The organism is Martinezella sp. CNPSo 3732 (assembly GCF_057784515.1).
Genome location: NZ_JBXSOO010000030.1, coordinates 16,191 through 34,673, shown reverse-complemented (window position 1 = coordinate 34,673; position 18,483 = coordinate 16,191). Strand labels below are relative to the sequence as shown.

Below are 18,483 nucleotides of genomic sequence, written 5' to 3'. Positions count from 1 at the left end.
GGCAGGCAAGACCGGCAAAGACTGTCGCCAGCAGATATTGCGGCAGCTTCGGAAGGCGCTTGATCGTCGAGAACCGGCCGCGGATGTGGCTGCCGAGCATGATGACGGAGCCGTTCACCAGGAAGCCGATCCCATTGAGAATGGTGGCGAGCAAGGCCATCTGCAGGATCATCGAGCCGCTGGGATCGACGAATTGCGGGAAGAGCGCAAGCACGAATAGGGCCATCTTCGGGTTAAGAATATTGGTCGCCAGGCCCTCGACGAAGATGCGCTTACCCGAAAGGCGCTTGAGCCCGGCCGACGGCGCGAACGCAGAACCCTGCGAGCGGAGCGTCTTGACGGCCAGATAGAGCAGGTAGGTGCAGCCTGCCCAACGCACGATCTCATAAGCGACAGGCACGGTCAGGAAGAGCCGCGACAGTCCGAGGGCTGCCGCCATGGCGTGGCAATAGGTTCCGAGTGCAATGCCGGCATAAGTGAGGAAGCCGGCGGAGCGGCCCTGGCTGACGCTGCGCGAGGCGATGAGAAGCATATCGGGACCGGGCGTGGCGGTGAGCACCAGCGTGGCGGCGGCAAAAAGAATGATCGTGGAAAAGTCCGGCATCGTGATTCCCTTGAAAGTGAAGCCGGAATTTCTCTTTAGCATCATTGTCGGGAATGGCAACCGCCGTATATGCGGTTGCGTAGCGAATGCGGAAAGCTGCGATTTATTGTAAGGTTTTACTTACGCCGCCTTTTCCCGGCGGGCGACGAGCACGGCGGCACGACTGCGCGCTTCGGCGTCGGCGGCAAAGACGGCATCCATGGTTTCGGCGCTGCCGGTGGCGATCATTTCATCCATGACGGCTTCGGCAATATCGGCCATTTCGAGGAAGCCGATGCGGCCATCCACGAAGGCGTGGAAAGCGATCTCCTCGGCAGCGTTCATGATCGCGCCCTGCAGGCCGCCGCGCTCCAGTGCAGTGCGGGCAAGGCGCAGCGCCGGGAAGCGCACTTCGTCCGGCGCCTCGAAATCGAGCCGGGCAAGCTTGGCGAAATCCAGCCGGTCGACGTTGAGCCTGGTGCGGGCGGGATAGGTCAGCGCGTAGCCGATGGCGGTGCGCATGTCGGGACAGCCGAGCTGCGCCAGAATGGAGCCGTCCGTATAGCCGACCATGGAATGAATGACGGATTGCGGGTGGACCACGACCTCGATCTGATCAGGGCGCACGTTGAACAAGTGCTTGGCCTCGATCATTTCAAGCGCCTTGTTGAACATCGAGGCGCTGCCGATCGAGATCTTGAAGCCCATCGACCAGTTGGGATGGGCGCGCGCGGTCGCCGGCGTGACATTGGCCATCTGCTCCCGCGTCCAGGTGCGGAAGGGGCCGCCGGATGCGGTCAGGATAATGCGCTCGACCGCATGCTGCTGGTCGTCTTCCAATGCCTGGAAAATGGCGCTGTGTTCGCTGTCGACCGGGATCAGGCGGCCGCCGCCTTCGGCAACGGCGCGCACGAAGAGATCGCCTGCCGAGACGAGGCATTCCTTGTTGGCGAGCGCGATATCGGCGCCACGGCGCGCGGCTGCTAGCGTCGGCGCGAGACCGGCGGTGCCGACGATCGCCGCCATCGCCCAGTCCGAGGGCATGGAGGCGGCTTCGATCAGGGCATTCTTGCCGGCGCCGACGGCAATGCCCGATCCGGCCAGCGCGTCCTTCAGATCCTGATAGCGCTCTTCCTTGGCGGTGACGGCGAAGGCCGCGCCGCAGGCCTTGGCCTGCTCGGCCAATAGGCCGATATTGTCATGCCCGGTGATGGCGGCGATATCGAAGGCGTTGCGTCCGCCGAGCTGGGCGATGACGTCGAGCGTATTCTGGCCGATGGAGCCGGTCGAACCCAATATCGTCAGGCGACGACGCGCCGTGCTGCCGGTGTTCATTCAGGTATCCGCATTTGCTGCTGTTCCCCATGGCTCTACAGGGGATTGCCGGGAGCGGCAAGTCCGGAGCCATGCAACCGCTCCTCTGCCGACACACGCAAAAAGCAAGCGCGCGAATTAGTCATATTTTTTTCAGTCTCCATTGAACCAAATGCAAACTGCTGCGTTTTCCGACCACTCGAATACGGAGGGGTACGAATGGTTTTCAAGGCGGCAACGTTTCACGGCATGGAGCTCTATCTGGAAAACGAGCAGGCCAGGCGCTCGGCGCTGGAATCCGCAGTTGCCAATGCGCTCGCCGTTGCCGGCGGAATCGATGCTTCCGATGTCACCGTGATCGCGGCAGGCCAGGAAATCCGCCTGCACGGCTCGGTCGCGACCTATCAGGAGGTGAAGCGGGCAACCGCGGTCGCGGAGTCCATTCCTGGCGTGCGGCTGGTGAGGAATAGGATTGCTGTGGGGTGAGCACAAGCCTCGATCATCGTTCTTCCTGCGTCCGGTAGGGGGGCCTACCCGCATTTGATCCTCGTGGGATCTTCGAGTCAATATTGCAGTCACGGCGCCGATATTGGAGCACTCGCGGTTTTACACACACATTGATACTAAAAGGCTTTTTTCGGCGCGAACGGCTGAGTTTTACAGCTAAGTACTTGGACTATAGGCCATAAGCCGAGCTTCCCAAGCTGATTGTAGGATAGAGGGAAGGGATTTTGACGTGGCTAACTTTCTCGATCACGTGAACCTCTGAAAGTGTACCTCTGCAGGTTCGCGTGATTTAGGGGCGAGACTTGCCGACTTCGCAATTGAGCAATTGCAATATTGAGTTCTATTGAGTTCCCGCAAATTGTTCGGCGTCTGTTGCGGCCGCTGTTACCGCAGGAAGGGTCGCGAGCGGCGTTGCCGCGATTTCAAGGCTTGCTACATTTAGTTCCATTGAACCCTCTCAATACAGGGAACCCAGCACACCTACATCTCTGCAGTTTACATACAGCCGCATCATCGCCTAATTGGTATCGTTGAGTAGCTTGTTTCGACAGGGTAGCCGTTGTCCTCCAAAAACTGTCGAAGTGCTCGATCTGACACTTCTGCGTATGGTGACGGCCCAACGGTCACGCTTTTTATAGGCAAATGTTTTTCAGCTCCGGTACGTCGCCATTCGTAATAGGGAACGACACCCAGCGAGCTTGCTCGGAATTTTCGCGCAACAGAGGGGCGATAGCAAACGGCTCTCCACTCTTCCTCTGCAGAGAAGGCAGGGTTCTTGAACCTTGTTATCAACTTGACGATCTCAACTGCGGCTCCCATCAAGAGCGGGGTTGCTTCATTGTCATCAAACACAGTTCTTTCGCCCAAGAGATTCCTTGCCTTCTCATAAATCAAGGCGATCAACTGTGTGATTAGGGCGCGCTGTTGGTCGACATCGTAGAGAATCTTTGTGACGAACATCGGGAAAGATGACGAGCCTGCATGCTCCAGCCAACTGCGCGTCTCCAATTCTATGCAATAAGGTACAACATCTTTGCCGTAGTCGCGCCATTGATTGAGCAGGTTATTCCGTGCGCTCATGGAAAAAGTGACAGGCTGGAAGGCTAGCATTGCCCTTTCCACCTCTTCCCTCAGAGCGTATCCAGCATTCTTCTCCTCTGGACTTTTGTCGGCCAGAAAGTTGTCGAGAACGAATCCGACCAGATTGACGCCCCAGACGAGTTCCGAGCCGTCGTTCATGAAGGTGGCATCCGAAAACCACAGGGAGTGGTTTTCGACAATCCCGATTAAGCCTTGGCTGCTGGTGTAGTGAAATAAGCTTGGCGGAAGCGCGCCATGTGCTGCTCCGATAACCAAATTCGCCATACCATCAAATTCACCGCTTGCCTGAACCGGCTTGTCACCTGCATGCGTATTGGCTTCGCCGGTCATTTAATACCCTTCCTGTAGTCCTTGGATGAGCGGGGAACATCCGATATATCGAAGTGAGTCAGTAAACTGTGGACGTGATACAGCCTTCTCAGCAGCTGCTTGGTGACGCAACCTTAATGCGAAATAATCTAAGCGAAATTAAACCTTGCGTCCATCAAGCAACTCGGAACGCGCGGCATTCTGGATGCACGCCGGCGAGCAGGCGTAGCAATCATTGCGCGCCATCACATCTTTTCGCCTTGGACACATTTCCCGAAAGCATAATGATTACGTGAGGAGACTATTTGTCCAGGTTTTTCCCAAGAGATTGAAATTGTTAAATTGAGGTATCTCGGCTCTGAATCACATCCACCCAGACGCGATCGATGCCACAATGCTCGCTATTGCGAGATAGGCACCGGTCCGTGACTCGAGGAATAACTTGTTTCGAAAGAACGTCCGTATCGGGCGCTCTGGATCGTCTACAATGGTGCGGACAATAGACGATGGCGGCCCGTAAGGATACTTGTCGCTATCGGAATAGATTGCCATCACTCGGTCAAACCAACCACTCTCCTTGAGTTGTGCGAGCGAGTTTAAGGCCAGTATGCCGCTCGCAGTATTCATTACTGCGCCTGCCTTCGGGAAACCGCTGAGAAGGGCGTATCCGGCGCCTGCAACCAAAACGATCGCTGCGACCAAGAGAACCGTGACGGTTATCCGCCAAAACTTGTTGTATTCGAACACCCGAGTTTATCCCTGCGCCCCGACGTTTGGTTGGCCATAGCTCGAGCTGCCCGCCGCCAATGGTCGATTTCATGCGCCAACGAATCTCCGCTAACGTGAGAAAATGCCTGTAAACGTTGGTAATTCCTGTAAACTAGTGGCGCACGAAAATCGTCAATATTTTATGGCTATGTCATTGAAAATAATGGTGATCTCGACGCGATTCGAACGCGTGACCCTCAGATTAGGAATCTGATGCTCTATCCTGCTGAGCTACGAGACCACTTGGGCATGATCCATACAAAAGCAAAGGCCGGAAGCCAAGCCCTTTTGCGTCTTGGAGACAATCTGTCTTCAGCGTGCGCCCCGCGCGGCCTTGGAGGCTGCGCGGGGTGATTATGCAGCCTCAGGCGTTGAGGCGGTGTTCGGCGAGGCGCACCCAGTAGGAAATGCCGTGGGCGATGGCTTCGTCGTTGAAATCGTAGGCCGGGTTGTGCAGGCCGGCGCTATCGCCGTTGCCGACGAAGATGAAGGCGCCGGGGCGGGCGAGCAGCATGTAGGAGAAATCCTCGCCGCCCATCATCGGGTCGATATTCGGAATGACGTTCCCCGCGCCTGCGATCTCCTCCGCGACAGCAATCGCGTGATCGGTCTCGTCGGCGTGATTGAAGGTAACCGGATAGTTGCGCTGGAATTCGATCTCGGCTTCGGCGCCATGGCTCGTCGCGATGCCTGTCACGATCTGCTTGAAGCGCTGCTCGGCAAGGTCGCGCATCTCGAGGTCGAGCGTGCGCACGGTGCCGCCGAAGCTTGCATCGTTCGGGATGACGTTATGGGCGTTGCCGGCGTTGAACTTGGTAACGGAAACCACCACCGATTTCAGCGGATTGGCGCTGCGCGAGGCGATAAGCTGCAGGTTGGAGACGATCTGTGCGCCGATGGCGATCGGATCGATCGTCTTGTGCGGCATGGCGGCATGGCCGCCGAGGCCCTTGATGGAGACGGTGAATTCATCCGTTGCCGCCATGATCGGGCCCTTGCGGATGGCGAAGTGGCCGACCGGCAGGCCCGGCATGTTGTGCATGCCATAGACTTCGGCGATCTGGAAACGCTCCATCATGCCGTCCTTGACCATGGCGTCGCCGCCGGCGCCGCCTTCTTCGGCCGGCTGGAAGATGACGGCGATGTTGCCGTTGAAATTGCGGTTCTCGGCGAGGTATTTCGCAGCCCCTAGCAGCATGGCGGTGTGGCCATCATGGCCGCAGGCATGCATCTTGCCGGCAGTCTGGGATGCATAGGGCTTGCCGGTGATTTCGGTCAGCGGCAGGGCATCCATATCGGCACGCAGGCCGATCGTGCGGCCCTCGCCCTTGCCGCGGATCAGGCCGACGACGCCGGTGCGGCCGATGCCGGTCACCACTTCGTCGACGCCGAAAGCGCGCAGTTTCTCGGCCACGAAGGCGGCCGTATTTTCAACCGCATAGAGGAGTTCGGGATGCGCATGGATATGGCGGCGCCACTCGGTTACTTCGCCCTGGAGTTCTGCGGCTCTGTTCAAGATCGGCATATGCTGATTTTCCTGCTGCTCAATATCGATTCTGGTTCAACCTGCGGGTCCGTGACACTGCTTCGGCCAGCTTGTCGCGGCCCTTGCGGCGTGCCATCGGGAAATAAAGTCGTCAATCGCCTTTGCCTTCTCCTAGCCATATAGGTTAAATAGACGAAGCTTTCGAGAAAATTCCGGACTTCTGAAGGATAGATCGTGCCGACGAAGCAGAATCGTTTGTATGCCGCCCTGCGGCTCGTTCCTATGGCCGCAGCAGCATCCATGCTTTTCCTGTCGACCGCTGAGACGGCCGGAGCCAATCCGCATATTCTCGTCGATGTCAGCACCGGACGCGTTCTCGACCAGCAGGAGGCGTTTCGCCGCTGGTATCCCGCCTCACTCACCAAGCTGATGACGACCTATGTCACCTTCCGAGCCATCCAGTCCGGCCAGATCAAACTTGATACGCCTGTCGTCATGTCGAAGCTCTCCGCCGCGCAGCCGCCGGCGAAGATGTATTTCAAGCCGGGCCAGAAGATGACGCTCGACAATGCCTTGAAGATGATGCTGGTCAAATCGGCAAACGATCTTGCCATGGCTGTAGCCGAGACTGTCGGCGGCTCGCAGCAGGGCTTTGTGGCGCGGATGAATGCGGAAGCGGCGCGCCTCGGCATGCGCGATTCGCATTTCATCAATCCGAACGGTCTTCCCGGCAAGGGGCAGTATACGACGGCGCGCGATCTTGCGATCCTCAGCGTGGCGCTGCGCCGCGAGTTTCCGCAATATGCCGGCTATTTCTCGCTCGAAGGTTTCACCAACGGCGTGAAGCAGGTGCCGAATATCAATATGCTCATCGGCCGTTTCGACGGCGCCGACGGCATGAAGACCGGCTTCATCTGCGCGGCCGGCTTCAACCAGATCGCCTCCGCAACCCGCAACGGCCGTACGCTGATCTCGGTCGTCCTCGGCACCGACAGCCTGGCGGCGCGCGCCGACGATTCCGCCAATCTCCTGGAAAAGGGCTTCCAGAACCAGCTGTCTACGCGCGACACGCTCGCAACCTTGAGACCAGACGCGCCGCTTGCGGCCGATGTCGCCGATGTCACGGCTGAGATCTGCAGCGCCAAGGGCGCACAGGCGCGCAGCGAAACCCGCGATCCCTTCGGCCGCACCAAGGTACAGTCGCCCTATATTCATGAAATGGATCATGAGCCCAATTTCGTCTATGCCGGCCTGATCGGCGGCCAGGACATCGCGACGGCCGCCAAGGGCGACAAGGACGATGCGACGGCAAGAGGCGACAAGGCGACCAGGGACAACAAGATCGCCGTTTCGGGCAGCGCGTCCAATGTGCCGGTCCCGATGCCGCGGCCCACTTTCTAATATCGGACAGGAATCATGAGCGTTTCGCAGCAAAGAGTGCCGGTTGCCATCCTGACCGGCTTCCTCGGTGCGGGTAAATCGACCCTGCTCAACCGCATCCTCAAGGATGAGGCCATGCGCGACGCGGCCGTCATCATCAACGAGTTCGGCGATGTCGGCATCGATCATCTGCTGGTGGAAAGCTCCGGAGATTCCATCATCGAGCTTTCCGATGGCTGCCTGTGCTGCACGGTGCGCGGCGAGCTGGTGGATACGCTGGCAAATCTCATGGATGCGATGCAGACCGGCCGTATCCGGCCGCTGAAGCGTGTCGTCATCGAAACGACCGGCCTTGCCGATCCCGCTCCGGTCATGCAGTCGATCATGGGCAATCCGATCATTGCGAACAATTTCGATCTCGATGGCGTCATCACCGTCGTCGATGCGGTCAATGGCCTGCAGACGCTCGACAATCATGAAGAGGCGCGCAAGCAGGTCGCGGTCGCCGACCGCCTGATCGTGTCCAAGACCGGGATTGCCAGTGCGGTGCCGGAAGCGCGGCTGGAGAGCCGGCTGAGGGCTCTCAATCCGCGCGCGCAGATCCTGAATGCCGATAGCGACGAGGCGGGACATGCCGCCATTCTCGTCAACGGTCTTTACGATTCCGCATCCAAGATCGCCGATGTCGGCCGCTGGCTGCAGGACGAGCTTGAGGCGGACGACGATCATCATCACCATGATGAGCACGATCACCACGATCATGATCACCATCACGGCGATCATGGGCACCACCATCACCATCACCATCATGGGCACCATCACGGTCATCGGCATCAGCACGCTCATGATGTCACGCGTCATGACGGGTCGATCCGCTCCTTCTCGATTGTCGAGACGCAGCCTATCGATCCGATGGCGCTGGAGATGTTCATCGATCTCCTTCGTTCGGCCCATGGCGAAAAGCTCCTGCGCATGAAGGCGATCGTTGCAGTATCGGACCGGCCGGAGCGTCCTGTCGTGCTGCATGGCGTGCAGAACATCTTTCATGCTCCGGTGCGGCTGCCGACCTGGCCCGATCCAGAAGACCGGCGCACGCGCATGGTGATCATCACCAAGGATCTGCCCGAGGATTTCGTAAAGGGCCTGTTCGACGCCTTTCTCAGCAAGCCGCGCGTCGATACGCCTGATAGGGCGGCGCTTGAGGACAACCCGCTCGCTGTGCCGGGGATGAAGTTTTAAGGTTTCTACCTTCTCCCCGCTGGGGAGAAGGGGAGGCGGGGAGGCGCCGTAAATCAGCCGTCCTCTTACGGCCGCTTCAGAGGAAGATGTCTGTACATCGCAGCCAACTCCTGCCGATTGCATCAGGTGAAATTCGCTCCATCCTCATGGTGAGGCGGGAGCGTAGCGACCCTCGAACCACGAGGATGGCCTCCGTCGCAAATGGTCACCTCTTGCGGATCACGAAGCGATGGCCGCTATCCGTCTTCTCGCTTGCGAGAAGCGCATGGCCTTTCTTATTGCAGAGATGGGGAATGTCGATGACGGCGAGGGGGTCCGTCGTCTCCACGGTCAATGTCGCGCCGCTTGCCATGCCGCGCAGGCGCTTTTCCGTCTTGATCGCCGGATAGGGGCATTTCAGGCCGCGCAGATCGTAGATCTCGGTATCCGGACTATTCACTCTTGGCCCAGAACTTCCAGAAAGGCGGCTTCTTGGCCTCGGTCTGCGCGGTCTCGACGGCCGGGGCTGGCGCATAGGCGAGCGCGTTGAGGCTGGGGTTCATGGGGTTTGCCGTCGGGATCGGCACGTTCGCGGGGGCGTTGGCCGCAACGACCGGGCCGGCCGCAGGCTGCTGCGCAGTCGCCACCGGGGCGCCTGCCGCAGGGCTTGCTGCCGCCACGCGGATACTTGCCGTCGTCGGATTGCCGGTCGGGCTCGCAACGGTGCCGCCACGTGCCACCTGCTGGGCCGACTGGTTGGACATCATTGATTCGAGGTCGGCAACCTTCATCATCTTGCCGGCGGCAAGGGCGGTGCCTGTGGGCGCATAGGCGATATCGTGGCCCTTGCGCTGCTTGGCGACGACAGCCTTGCGTTCGGCTTCGGTCGGATCGTACCAGGCCATGCCGTCAAACTTCTTAGAGGCGGCGGCATAGTCCGCCTGATACTGCTTGTCATAGGTCGCAAGCGCCGTCTGCAGGGCAGGCGGTGTCGTCATAACAGGGCATTTGCCGCCGGCGTTGAACGGGCCGCTGGCCTGCTGGTTGAAGACGTATTTCTTCTCGCAGACCTCGACCTCGGGCGGCCGCTTGGTGACTTCGAAATTGTCGTAGCCGACCTTCAGCATCTTCCAGAATTCGATATTGGGGCTGAGGCGGTGCTTCCACATGTTTTCCGCCGTCATGCGGAAGGGGAAGGCTTCGAGCTGAACGGCCTTCTGGCCGCCGTTGAAGGCGTCGCGCGCAAAGGCATAGATTTCCAGCACCTGCTGGTCGGTCATCGAATAGCAACCGGACGACGAGCAGGCGCCGTGGATCATCAAATTGTTGCCGGAGCGGCCATTGGCGGCATCATAGCGGTTCGGGAAGCCGGTGTTGATGGCGAGATAATATTTCGAATTCGGGTTCAGGTTGGCTGGCGTCAGCATGTAGAAGCCTTCGGGCGCCTGCCGGTCGCCTTCCTTCACCTTCGGGCCGAGACGACCGGACCAGGCGCAGATCTTATAATCGGCGATGACTTCGAAACGGTTGCTCTGGTTCGCCTTCAGGATCTCCATCACGCCTTCTTCCTTGAAGATGCGGATCATGATCGGCGAGTTGCGGTCCATGCCCTTCTTGGCCATGTCAGCAAGAATATGGCTGGGAAGCGGCTGTTCGACCTTGTTCTTCACCTTCGACAGGTCGATCGACGCGGTGTCCAGCGCGTCGTTGCAGCCGGCGAGCGCCAGCGCCATCAGGGAAATATAGGCAAGGTGACGAATGCGCATTCTGACTTGGTCCATAAATGCGAAGAGTGGCAGCTCGATCTGTTTCGCCACTCCCCTCGAAGCATGAAACGGAATCATAGATGGCTTATACTTGAAAATTCCTTACCAGCCTATGACGTGCCCGCAGCGCGTCGGCAAGCTTTTCTTTGCCATAAAAGCTTCGATAACGGAAATGTGGCCAAGGTTTGGCCTCATTCCCGCTTTTAGCGATCACTTTTTCGAATGCTGCTTCGAGCACGATGCCGAAAAGCGTCAGGAATTTCGGACGACATCGTGCTCTACTTCTTTGATGGTAGAGCGGATTCAGATTTTAGGTCGGTTCGACCTAAAATCATCCGGCTCTACAGATTGCGACCGATGTTGAGGAATTTCTGGCGGCGGTCGCTGCGGAGTTGTTCGCCCGAACGGCTGGAAAGCTCTGCAAGCGCGTTCGCAATCGTTTCGCCGGCCGCGCTTATCACCGCGTTCGGATCGCGATGCGCGCCGCCGACAGGCTCGGAGATGATGCCGTCGATCACGCCGAGGCTCTTCAGATCATCGGCCGTTATCTTCATGTTGGTTGCGGCTTCCTTGGCGCGCGTTGAATCGCGCCAGAGGATCGAGGCCGCACCTTCGGGCGAAATCACGCTGTAGATCGAATGTTCGAGCATATAGACGCGGTTGCCGACGGCAATCGCGATGGCGCCGCCGGAACCGCCTTCGCCGATGACGATAGAGACGATCGGCACCTTCACGCCGAGACACATCTCGGTCGAGCGGGCGATCGCTTCGGCCTGGCCGCGTTCTTCGGCGCCGACACCCGGATAGGCGCCGGCGGTGTCGACCAGCGTGATGACGGGCAACTGGAAGCGGTCGGCCATTTCGAGGATACGGATCGCCTTGCGGTAGCCTTCCGGCCGCGCGCTGCCGAAATTGTGCTTCAGGCGGCTCTTGGTGTCGTTGCCTTTTTCCTGGCCGATGAGGGCGACCGGCTGGCCGCGGAAGCGGGCAAAGCCTGCCTGGATGGCGGCATCCTCGGAAAATTGGCGGTCGCCGGCCAGCGGCGTAAATTCCGTAAACAGCGTGCTGGCATAGTCGACGAAATGCGGGCGCTGCGGGTGGCGGGCGACCTGCGTCTTCTGCCAGGCGTTGAGCTTGGAATAGATGTCGGCCATCGCCTCGCGGACGCGGATTTCAAGCCGCCCGACTTCCTCGGACGTATCGATGCTTTCGTCTTCGCTCGCCAGTTTCTTGAGCTCGTGAATCTTGCCTTCGAGATCCGAGATGGGTTTTTCGAAGTCCAGATAATTGTGCATGAGGTGCGTTTCCGATCCTTTTGCCCGTGACGAGAGATGGCGGCTCAGCCTGTATGCCGGTCCTAATCCTGTTTTTTTGCCTGTTTGGCAAGGGGGTGATGCGTTTGGACCAGCTGATGAAGGCGTTCTTCCAGTACATGTGTGTAGATTTGCGTCGTCGAAATGTCCGAATGGCCGAGAAGTTCCTGCACGACGCGCAGGTCCGCGCCATTGGCGAGAAGATGGCTCGCGAAGGCATGGCGCATCACATGCGGTGAGATCATCGAAGGCGTCAGGCCGGCCCGGATGGCAAGATCCTTGAGATCGCGCGCAAAAACCTGACGCGGCAGGTAGCCCTGCCTGGAAGCGGCAGGAAAAAGCCATGGGCTTTCGGGGAGAGGGTTCTTGGCGTTTGCCGCAATCTCGGCCTGCAGCCGTCCATAGCTCCTCAGCGCCGAAATGGCCGACTGCGACAGCGGCACCAGCCGCTCCTTGTTGCCTTTGCCGCGGATCATCAGGAAGCGGCCTTCCTGATCCAGCACCTTCGCCGGCAAGGAGATGAGCTCGCTCACGCGCATGCCGGTGGCGTAGAGCATCTCCAGGAGCACCAGCATGCGCAGGCGCTGCAGCCGGTCCGGTCCGTCGGCAGCGGCCTCTTCCTCCGCCTGGGTCAGAAGCCTCGTCACCTCATCAACGCCCATGGTCTTCGGAAGGGCGCGGCCCTTCTTGGGGGCATCGAGGATCCCCGTCGGGTCGTCCGTGCGCAGACCTTCAGCATAGAGGAACTTATAGAATTGCCGCATGGCGGAGAGCCGGCGTGCCTGGGAGGATGGTTTGAAGCCCTGGCTCGACAGGCTGGAAAGATAGGCGCCCAGATCGCTGGAGCTGGCTTCCGTCAGGCGGAGGCCCTGACCGGAGAGGAATGAATGGAGATCGTCGAGATCGCGCTCGTAGGATTGCAGCGTGTTGACGGCAGCACCCCGCTCGGCGCTCATCATCTCCAGAAAGGCTTCCAGGTGCACTCGCCCCAAATCCCTTTTGCCCGCTCGTATGTTTTCAACTGGCGCGCTCATGGTTTCAGCGAGCCCGTCGTCGGCGGGTTGAGGCGCTCGGGGGCAATGCGGATCGTCACATCGCGCGGCTGGGGATCGACGAAGAGCACGAGAGCCCACATCGCCCCATATATCGATCCGGCGATGACCGCGCAGATAACAAGGAAGCGAAACAGGGTTGGCATTCGAAAACTCTCCTTCGCCGTTCACTGGCGCGGCGATGCGCAATAATTATGTCCTTCAAGGGTTAGCTGAAGGATATTGCAGACATGTTTACGATAGCGGCGTCTTGACGCTACCAGCGCATTTGACGATACCGTTTCCAAAGAAATTGTGAATGGGCCGATGAGTGAACAAGTCCTGACCCTTGCCGAGAGCCTCAAAGACAGGGCGCGTGCTGCGCTCGGTCAGCGCAATCTCGTCTTCGTGGGATTGATGGGAGCAGGAAAATCCTCGATCGGCCGGCCCGTCGCGCAGCAGCTCGGCCTTCCCTTCGTCGATACGGATATCGAGATCGAACGCGTGTCGCGCATGACGATCGCCGAACTGTTTGCCGCCTATGGCGAGCAGGAGTTTCGGGCGCTGGAAACGCGTGTCATCAAGCGGCTCCTCAAGGGCGGCCCGCGTGTCGTCTCGACCGGCGGCGGCGCGTTTATCAACGAAAGCACGCGGCTGCATGTCAAGCGCGGCAGTCTTTCCGTCTGGCTGAAGGCCGACATCGACGTGCTGTGGGAGCGGGTGAACAAGCGTGACACGCGCCCTCTACTCAAGACCGAAAATCCGAAACAGACCCTCGAGAACCTGATGAATGCGCGTTATCCCATCTATGCGGAAGCCGATATTACGGTTCTCTCCCGCGACGTAAACAAGGATATCATGGTCAGGGAAGTCCTTGCCGCCATCGCCGAGGGAAAGAAAGCAGAAAGCAAAATACCATGAATGCGATCACACCGGCTTCCGCTGAGCGTCTCGTGCGCGTGCCTCTCGGCGAGCGTGCCTATGACATCCTGATCGGTCCCGGCCTGATAGCCCGTGCGGGCCAGGAGATCGCCACGCGGCTGAAGGGCCGTAAGGCCGCCGTCGTCACCGATGAAAACGTCGCACCGCTCTATCTCGCTGCATTGGTTGCCAGCCTTGAAGCGGCCGGCATCCAGGCTTCGAGCCTCGTTTTGCCGGCCGGCGAAAAGACAAAAAGCTTCGAGCATCTGATCACCGTTTGCGATGCGGTGCTGACGGCGCGTGTCGAGCGCAACGACGCGGTGATCGCGCTTGGCGGCGGCGTCATCGGCGATCTCTCGGGCTTTGCCGCCGGCATCGTGCGCCGCGGCGTTCGTTTCGTTCAAGTGCCGACTTCGCTGCTGTCGCAGGTGGATTCGTCGGTCGGCGGCAAGACCGGCATCAACACCCATCATGGCAAGAACCTCGTCGGCGTCTTCCATCAGCCGGACCTCGTGCTTGCCGATACCGATGTGCTGAACACGCTGAGCGAACGCGAATTCCGCGCCGGCTATGCCGAAGTCGCCAAATACGGCCTGATCGACAAGCCGGATTTCTTCGCCTGGCTCGAGGCGAACTGGAGGCAAGTCTTCTCGGGTGGTGCCGCTCGTATCGAGGCGATTGCCGCAAGCTGCCAGGCAAAGTCCGATGTCGTCGTTGCCGACGAACGCGAAAACGGCCCGCGCGCCCTGCTCAATCTCGGCCACACCTTCGGCCATGCGCTGGAGGCGGCCACCTCCTACGACAGCAGCCGGTTGGTGCATGGCGAGGGAGTCGCGATCGGCATGGTGCTGGCGCATGAATTTTCCGCGCGCCTCAATCTCGCAAGCCCGGATGATGCCAAGCGTGTCGAGGCACATCTGAAGGCCGTCGGTCTGCCGACGCGGATGGGCGATATTCCGGGCGAGCTGCCGCCGGCCGAAGCGCTGATGGATGCGATCGCGCAGGACAAGAAGGTCAAGAGTGGCAAGCTCACCTTCATCCTTACGCATGGCATCGGCCAGTCCTTCGTTGCCGACGATGTGCCGTCTTCCGAAGTCCTGAGTTTCCTGAAGGAAAAACATCCCTAATGACCGTCGAGGGCACGCTGGCTGTTCTGTGGGAATATTGGCCCGAAATTATATCGATCGTGGCCCTGGTGCTGCTTTCCGCCTTCTTTGCCGGCTCGGAGACAGCGCTGACGGCGGCTTCGCGCAGCCGTATCCATACATTGGAAGCCAACGGCGATAGGCGAGCCGGCATCGTGCGGCTCTTGATAGAGCGTCGCGACCGATTGATCGGCGCGCTGCTGATCGGCAACAACCTCGCCAATATTCTGTCATCCTCGCTTGCGACCAGCGTGTTCCTGGGTCTGTTCGGCAATTCCGGCGTGGCGATCGCCACCGCCGCCATGACCGTCATCCTCGTCATTTTCGCGGAGGTTCTGCCGAAGAGCTGGGCCATTGCGACGCCGGATCGCTTCGCGCTGAACGTCGCCAGTGCGATACGCCTCTTCGTCATCGTCGTCGGGCCTGTGTCGAGCGTCGTCAATGCCATCGTGCGCCAGATCCTGGGCATCTTCGGCGTCAATCTCTCCCGCGAAGTGTCGATGCTGTCGGCGCATGAGGAGTTGCGCGGCGCCGTGGACCTGCTTCACCGCGAGGGTTCGGTGGTCAAAGCCGACCGCGACCGCCTGGGCGGCGTCCTCGATCTCGGCGAGCTGGAGCTGTCAGACATCATGGTGCACCGTACGGCGATGCGCGCGATCAATGCCGATGATCCGCCAGAGGTGGTCGTGCGTGCGATCCTCGACAGTCCCTATACGCGCATGCCGCTCTGGCGCGGCACCATCGACAACATCATCGGCGTCGTGCATGCCAAAGACCTGCTGCGGGCGTTGGCGGAACGCAATGTCGAGCCGGAAAATCTCGATATCGTCAAGATCGCGCAAAAGCCCTGGTTCGTGCCCGACAGCACCAATCTGGAAGACCAGCTCAACGCCTTCCTGCGCCGCAAGCAGCATTTCGCGGTCGTCGTCGACGAATATGGCGAGGTTCAAGGGATCGTCACCCTGGAGGACATTCTGGAAGAGATCGTCGGCGACATCGCCGATGAGCACGATCTCGATATCCAGGGCGTGAGGCAGGAGGCCGACGGCTCGATCGTCGTCGACGGCGTCGTACCGATTCGCGATCTGAACCGTGCGCTCGACTGGCACTTGCCGGACGAAGAGGCGACGACGATTGCCGGTCTCGTCATCCACGAATCGATGACCATTCCGGAAGAGCGCCAAGCCTTCACCTTCTACGGCAAACGCTTCATCGTCATGAAGCGCGAAAAGAACCGCATCACCAAGCTGCGCATCCGCCCCGCCGAGACGGAAGAAGCGAAGGCTCCATAGGAGCTATCTCATCGATGGACTACCAGCGCACCGCCTCCCCTGGAGCGGCGGGTTCAACGGCCAGTGCATGCAGGCCGGCATCCAGTTCCGGCTTCAAAAGCTCGTTGATCGCGCGGTGGCGCGCGAGGCGCGGCATGCCCGAGAACTTGGCGGACACGATTCGAATTCTTATATGAGTTTCGCCGGTTCCGGTCATGTTGGGCTGATGACCCGCATGCAGGTGGCTTTCATTGATGACGGCAAGGCGCTCGGGCGCGAAGGCGTCGGTGAGCTTCCGCTCAATGCGGGATTGCAACGTCGTTTCCATATTCCCGCTTCGACCTCGCTTGCGAAAAAAAGGCTCCCACAAAGCCTATAACATTCCTGTTTGTCAATTCTTGTTGTGGGGTATCCAAGGCCCCATAATTAGGACGCCATGAGACTTGATTCAAAATATTTCGATCGTATCCGCACCCGCCGCAAGCGCGCGCAGGAGCCCGAACAAGGGCCGCCGACGTGCCAGTGGGACGGCTGCGACAAGCACGGCACGCATCGCGCCCCGGTGGGGCGCAATGCGGAAGGGCAGTTTTTCTTGTTCTGCTTCGAGCACGTCAAGGAATACAACAAGGGCTATAATTATTTCTCCGGCCTCTCGGACGGAGAAATCGCGCGCTACCAGAAAGAAGCTATCACCGGCCACCGTCCGACCTGGACCGTCGGTGTGAACAAGGCTGCCAAGAACAGTCCGCTTCAATCAGATATCCGCTCCGGTTCCTATTCCCGCGTTCGCGACCCCTTCGGCTTCGTTAGGGAAGGCGAAGGCCAAGGTCGGGGACCGCGTTTTCCGCAGCAGCGCAAATTGAAAACGCTGGAGGCGAAGGCCTTCGACACGATGGGGCTTGGCGCCAATGCCACGGCCCCGGAAATCAAGCGCCGCTACAAGGAATTGGTGAAAATGCACCATCCCGATGCCAATGGCGGCGATCGGGGGTCGGAAGAGCGCTTCCGCGCGGTCATTCAGGCCTATCAATTATTGAAGCAGAACGGTTTTTGTTAATTCCCGTCCTTGCTCTCCGCCTTCAATCAGGTATGGTCCAAATCGGCTGAAGCTGCGGGCAACCGCGGCAGGGTGCGCATTTGGCTGGCTGCACCTCGGTCAACTTTCCGGACGCGGCGTTTCTTGTCCGGGGACTCTGTTCAAGGATGCTCGCAAGCGATCATATTATCGCGCCGAGATTTTGCTTTAGTCCCGGAGAAGTATCGCCGCTGTTCCGACCGAACGGATGCGGGCAACAAGCTGCGGCGTTTCGGATAAATCGGCTGAGTTTGATATGGCAGGGTGAGAGCCACCCGCCCTGGAGACATGATGAGCAAGATTGACCTTGATATTTCCGAGATCCCCGATACCACCGTTTCGGTCCGTGAAGTCTTCGGCATTGATTCCGATATCCGCGTCCCCGCCTATAGCCAGGGCAGCGCCTACGTGCCCGATCTCGACACGGACTACCTCTTCGACCGCGAGACCACGCTCGCCATCCTCGCCGGCTTCGCTCATAACCGCCGCGTGATGATCTCGGGCTATCACGGCACCGGCAAGTCCTCCCATATCGAGCAGGTCGCTGCGCGCCTGAACTGGCCGTGCGTGCGTATCAACCTCGACAGCCATGTCAGCCGTATCGATCTCGTCGGCAAGGATGCCATCGTCGTCAAGGACGGGCTACAGGTCACCGAATTCAAAGACGGCATCCTGCCCTGGGCCTACCAGCACAATGTCGCGCTCGTCTTCGATGAATACGATGCAGGCCGTCCGGACGTGATGTTCGTCATCCAGCGCGTGCTGGAATCGTCGGGCCGCCTGACGCTGCTCGACCAGAGCCGCGTCATCCGTCCTCACCCGGCCTTCCGCCTGTTCGCGACCGCCAACACTATCGGTCTCGGCGACACGACGGGCCTCTATCACGGCACGCAGCAGATCAACCAGGCACAGATGGACCGCTGGTCGATCGTGACGACGCTGAACTATCTGCCGCACAACAACGAAGTCGATATCGTGCTGGCGAAGGTGAAGTCCTTCCGCAACGACAAGGGCCGCGACACCGTCTCCAAGATGGTCCGCGTTGCCGACCTGACGCGCGCGGCTTTCATGAACGGCGACCTGTCGACCGTCATGAGCCCGCGTACCGTCATTACCTGGGCCGAGAATGCGGAAATCTTCGGCGATGTCGCCTTTGCCTTCCGCGTCACCTTCCTCAACAAGTGCGATGAGCTGGAGCGGCCGCTGGTCGCCGAGCACTATCAGCGCGCCTTCGGTGTCGAGCTGAAGGAAAGTGCCGCCAATATCGTGCTCGAAGCCTAGGGAAGAACCCACAC

Annotated in this window: 19 protein-coding genes and 1 tRNA gene; 8 read left to right on the top strand and 12 right to left on the bottom strand. The window is 59.6% G+C overall.

Features of this window, described 5'->3' with window-relative positions; all coding sequences use genetic code 11:
- A partial coding sequence (locus AC13RM_RS29830; RefSeq protein ID WP_488556021.1) for a LysE family translocator occupies nucleotides 1-604 on the bottom strand: 604 nt, incomplete at its 3' end.
- Between the two features lie 120 nt (nucleotides 605-724).
- Nucleotides 725-1,918 carry a 1-deoxy-D-xylulose-5-phosphate reductoisomerase gene (dxr, locus tag AC13RM_RS29825; protein ID WP_440478747.1) on the bottom strand — a complete coding sequence of 398 codons (1,194 nt, stop codon included), beginning with the start codon at nucleotides 1,916-1,918 and terminating at the stop codon, nucleotides 725-727.
- 198 nt (nucleotides 1,919-2,116) lie between these two features.
- On the opposite strand from dxr, the gene AC13RM_RS29820 reads away from it, so the two are divergent.
- Nucleotides 2,117-2,383: a BON domain-containing protein gene (locus tag AC13RM_RS29820; protein ID WP_015341356.1), complete on the top strand. Its 267-nt coding sequence runs from the start codon at nucleotides 2,117-2,119 to the stop codon at nucleotides 2,381-2,383.
- Nucleotides 2,384-2,914: 531 nt separating this feature from the next.
- On the opposite strand, the gene AC13RM_RS29815 is transcribed toward AC13RM_RS29820, so the two are convergent.
- The 4 genes from AC13RM_RS29815 to AC13RM_RS29800 form a co-directional block, all read right to left on the bottom strand.
- The gene (locus AC13RM_RS29815) at nucleotides 2,915-3,835 is read right to left on the bottom strand and encodes a DUF2971 domain-containing protein (protein ID WP_440478748.1); all 921 of its coding nucleotides are present in this window, start codon (nucleotides 3,833-3,835) and stop codon (nucleotides 2,915-2,917) included.
- A gap of 342 nt (nucleotides 3,836-4,177) precedes the next feature.
- Nucleotides 4,178-4,561, bottom strand: a complete 384-nt coding sequence (locus tag AC13RM_RS29810; RefSeq protein ID WP_440478749.1) for a hypothetical protein — start codon at nucleotides 4,559-4,561, stop codon at nucleotides 4,178-4,180.
- 185 nt (nucleotides 4,562-4,746) lie between these two features.
- Nucleotides 4,747-4,823 (bottom strand) — tRNA-Arg (locus tag AC13RM_RS29805).
- Between the two features lie 123 nt (nucleotides 4,824-4,946).
- Nucleotides 4,947-6,107: a M20 aminoacylase family protein gene (locus AC13RM_RS29800; RefSeq protein WP_374822586.1), complete on the bottom strand. Its 1,161-nt coding sequence runs from the start codon at nucleotides 6,105-6,107 to the stop codon at nucleotides 4,947-4,949.
- A 195-nt stretch (nucleotides 6,108-6,302) separates the two neighbouring features.
- On the opposite strand from AC13RM_RS29800, the gene AC13RM_RS29795 reads away from it, so the two are divergent.
- Together AC13RM_RS29795 and AC13RM_RS29790 are read left to right on the top strand one after the other, a co-directional pair.
- A complete protein-coding gene (locus AC13RM_RS29795; protein WP_374822589.1) occupies nucleotides 6,303-7,469 on the top strand; it encodes a D-alanyl-D-alanine carboxypeptidase family protein in 1,167 nt (388 codons plus the stop codon).
- 15 nt (nucleotides 7,470-7,484) lie between these two features.
- A complete protein-coding gene (locus tag AC13RM_RS29790; RefSeq protein ID WP_374822592.1) occupies nucleotides 7,485-8,687 on the top strand; it encodes a CobW family GTP-binding protein in 1,203 nt (400 codons plus the stop codon).
- Nucleotides 8,688-8,892: 205 nt separating this feature from the next.
- On the opposite strand, the gene AC13RM_RS29785 is transcribed toward AC13RM_RS29790, so the two are convergent.
- The 5 genes from AC13RM_RS29785 to AC13RM_RS29765 all read right to left on the bottom strand — a co-directional run bounded on the left by AC13RM_RS29785 (nucleotide 8,893) and on the right by AC13RM_RS29765 (nucleotide 12,943).
- Entirely contained in the window at nucleotides 8,893-9,126 is a 234-nt protein-coding gene (locus tag AC13RM_RS29785; RefSeq protein WP_374822595.1) for a sulfurtransferase TusA family protein, read from the bottom strand.
- Nucleotides 9,119-10,432, bottom strand: a complete 1,314-nt coding sequence (locus AC13RM_RS29780; protein WP_488556020.1) for a L,D-transpeptidase family protein — start codon at nucleotides 10,430-10,432, stop codon at nucleotides 9,119-9,121. The genes AC13RM_RS29785 and AC13RM_RS29780 overlap by 8 nt, the downstream gene beginning before the upstream one ends.
- A 341-nt stretch (nucleotides 10,433-10,773) precedes the next feature.
- Nucleotides 10,774-11,727, bottom strand: a complete 954-nt coding sequence (locus AC13RM_RS29775; RefSeq protein ID WP_440478755.1) for an acetyl-CoA carboxylase carboxyltransferase subunit alpha — start codon at nucleotides 11,725-11,727, stop codon at nucleotides 10,774-10,776.
- Nucleotides 11,728-11,789: 62 nt separating this feature from the next.
- The gene (gene xerD / locus AC13RM_RS29770; protein ID WP_374822601.1) at nucleotides 11,790-12,779 is read right to left on the bottom strand and encodes a site-specific tyrosine recombinase XerD; all 990 of its coding nucleotides are present in this window, start codon (nucleotides 12,777-12,779) and stop codon (nucleotides 11,790-11,792) included.
- On the bottom strand, nucleotides 12,776-12,943 hold the full coding sequence (locus AC13RM_RS29765; RefSeq protein ID WP_167078112.1) for a hypothetical protein: 168 nt from the start codon (nucleotides 12,941-12,943) through the stop codon (nucleotides 12,776-12,778). Before AC13RM_RS29765 ends, xerD begins: the two co-directional genes overlap by 4 nt.
- Before the next feature lie 160 nt (nucleotides 12,944-13,103).
- Here AC13RM_RS29765 and AC13RM_RS29760 point away from each other — a divergent pair, with 160 nt between their 5' ends.
- The 3 genes from AC13RM_RS29760 to AC13RM_RS29750 are packed head-to-tail and all read left to right on the top strand — an operon-like array spanning nucleotide 13,104 to nucleotide 16,134.
- Entirely contained in the window at nucleotides 13,104-13,697 is a 594-nt protein-coding gene (locus AC13RM_RS29760) for a shikimate kinase (protein WP_374822604.1), read from the top strand.
- Nucleotides 13,694-14,824, top strand: coding sequence for a 3-dehydroquinate synthase (gene aroB / locus AC13RM_RS29755; protein ID WP_374822607.1), 1,131 nt, complete (start codon nucleotides 13,694-13,696; stop codon nucleotides 14,822-14,824). Before AC13RM_RS29760 ends, aroB begins: the two co-directional genes overlap by 4 nt.
- Nucleotides 14,824-16,134 carry an HlyC/CorC family transporter gene (locus tag AC13RM_RS29750; protein ID WP_285174775.1) on the top strand — a complete coding sequence of 437 codons (1,311 nt, stop codon included), beginning with the start codon at nucleotides 14,824-14,826 and terminating at the stop codon, nucleotides 16,132-16,134. The genes aroB and AC13RM_RS29750 overlap by 1 nt, the downstream gene beginning before the upstream one ends.
- Before the next feature lie 19 nt (nucleotides 16,135-16,153).
- Here AC13RM_RS29750 and AC13RM_RS29745 read toward each other — a convergent pair whose 3' ends face one another.
- Entirely contained in the window at nucleotides 16,154-16,441 is a 288-nt protein-coding gene (locus AC13RM_RS29745) for a BolA family protein (protein WP_285174776.1), read from the bottom strand.
- Nucleotides 16,442-16,549: 108 nt separating this feature from the next.
- Here AC13RM_RS29745 and AC13RM_RS29740 point away from each other — a divergent pair, with 108 nt between their 5' ends.
- Nucleotides 16,550-17,170: a J domain-containing protein gene (locus AC13RM_RS29740; protein WP_488556019.1), complete on the top strand. Its 621-nt coding sequence runs from the start codon at nucleotides 16,550-16,552 to the stop codon at nucleotides 17,168-17,170.
- Between the two features lie 309 nt (nucleotides 17,171-17,479).
- Complete coding sequence (gene cobS / locus AC13RM_RS29735) at nucleotides 17,480-18,469, top strand: cobaltochelatase subunit CobS (RefSeq protein ID WP_095436016.1); 990 nt, start codon at nucleotides 17,480-17,482, stop codon at nucleotides 18,467-18,469.
- Nucleotides 18,470-18,483: the final 14 nt, after the last annotated feature.

Bases quoted from the DNA above. Each gene is read 5' to 3' on its own strand.
- AC13RM_RS29740 (WP_488556019.1), top strand. From the start codon at position 16,550: ATGAGACTTGATTCAAAATATTTCGATCGTATCCGCACCCGCCGCAAG.
- aroB (WP_374822607.1), top strand. From the start codon at position 13,694: ATGAATGCGATCACACCGGCTTCCGCTGAGCGTCTCGTGCGCGTGCCT.
- AC13RM_RS29760 (WP_374822604.1), top strand. From the start codon at position 13,104: ATGAGTGAACAAGTCCTGACCCTTGCCGAGAGCCTCAAAGACAGGGCG.
- AC13RM_RS29800 (WP_374822586.1), bottom strand. From the start codon at position 6,107: ATGCCGATCTTGAACAGAGCCGCAGAACTCCAGGGCGAAGTAACCGAG.
- AC13RM_RS29775 (WP_440478755.1), bottom strand. From the start codon at position 11,727: ATGCACAATTATCTGGACTTCGAAAAACCCATCTCGGATCTCGAAGGC.
- AC13RM_RS29765 (WP_167078112.1), bottom strand. From the start codon at position 12,943: ATGCCAACCCTGTTTCGCTTCCTTGTTATCTGCGCGGTCATCGCCGGA.
- AC13RM_RS29780 (WP_488556020.1), bottom strand. From the start codon at position 10,432: ATGCGCATTCGTCACCTTGCCTATATTTCCCTGATGGCGCTGGCGCTC.
- AC13RM_RS29750 (WP_285174775.1), top strand. From the start codon at position 14,824: ATGACCGTCGAGGGCACGCTGGCTGTTCTGTGGGAATATTGGCCCGAA.
- AC13RM_RS29815 (WP_440478748.1), bottom strand. From the start codon at position 3,835: ATGACCGGCGAAGCCAATACGCATGCAGGTGACAAGCCGGTTCAGGCA.
- dxr (WP_440478747.1), bottom strand. From the start codon at position 1,918: ATGAACACCGGCAGCACGGCGCGTCGTCGCCTGACGATATTGGGTTCG.
- AC13RM_RS29790 (WP_374822592.1), top strand. From the start codon at position 7,485: ATGAGCGTTTCGCAGCAAAGAGTGCCGGTTGCCATCCTGACCGGCTTC.
- AC13RM_RS29820 (WP_015341356.1), top strand. From the start codon at position 2,117: ATGGTTTTCAAGGCGGCAACGTTTCACGGCATGGAGCTCTATCTGGAA.
- AC13RM_RS29745 (WP_285174776.1), bottom strand. From the start codon at position 16,441: ATGGAAACGACGTTGCAATCCCGCATTGAGCGGAAGCTCACCGACGCC.
- cobS (WP_095436016.1), top strand. From the start codon at position 17,480: ATGAGCAAGATTGACCTTGATATTTCCGAGATCCCCGATACCACCGTT.
- xerD (WP_374822601.1), bottom strand. From the start codon at position 12,779: ATGAGCGCGCCAGTTGAAAACATACGAGCGGGCAAAAGGGATTTGGGG.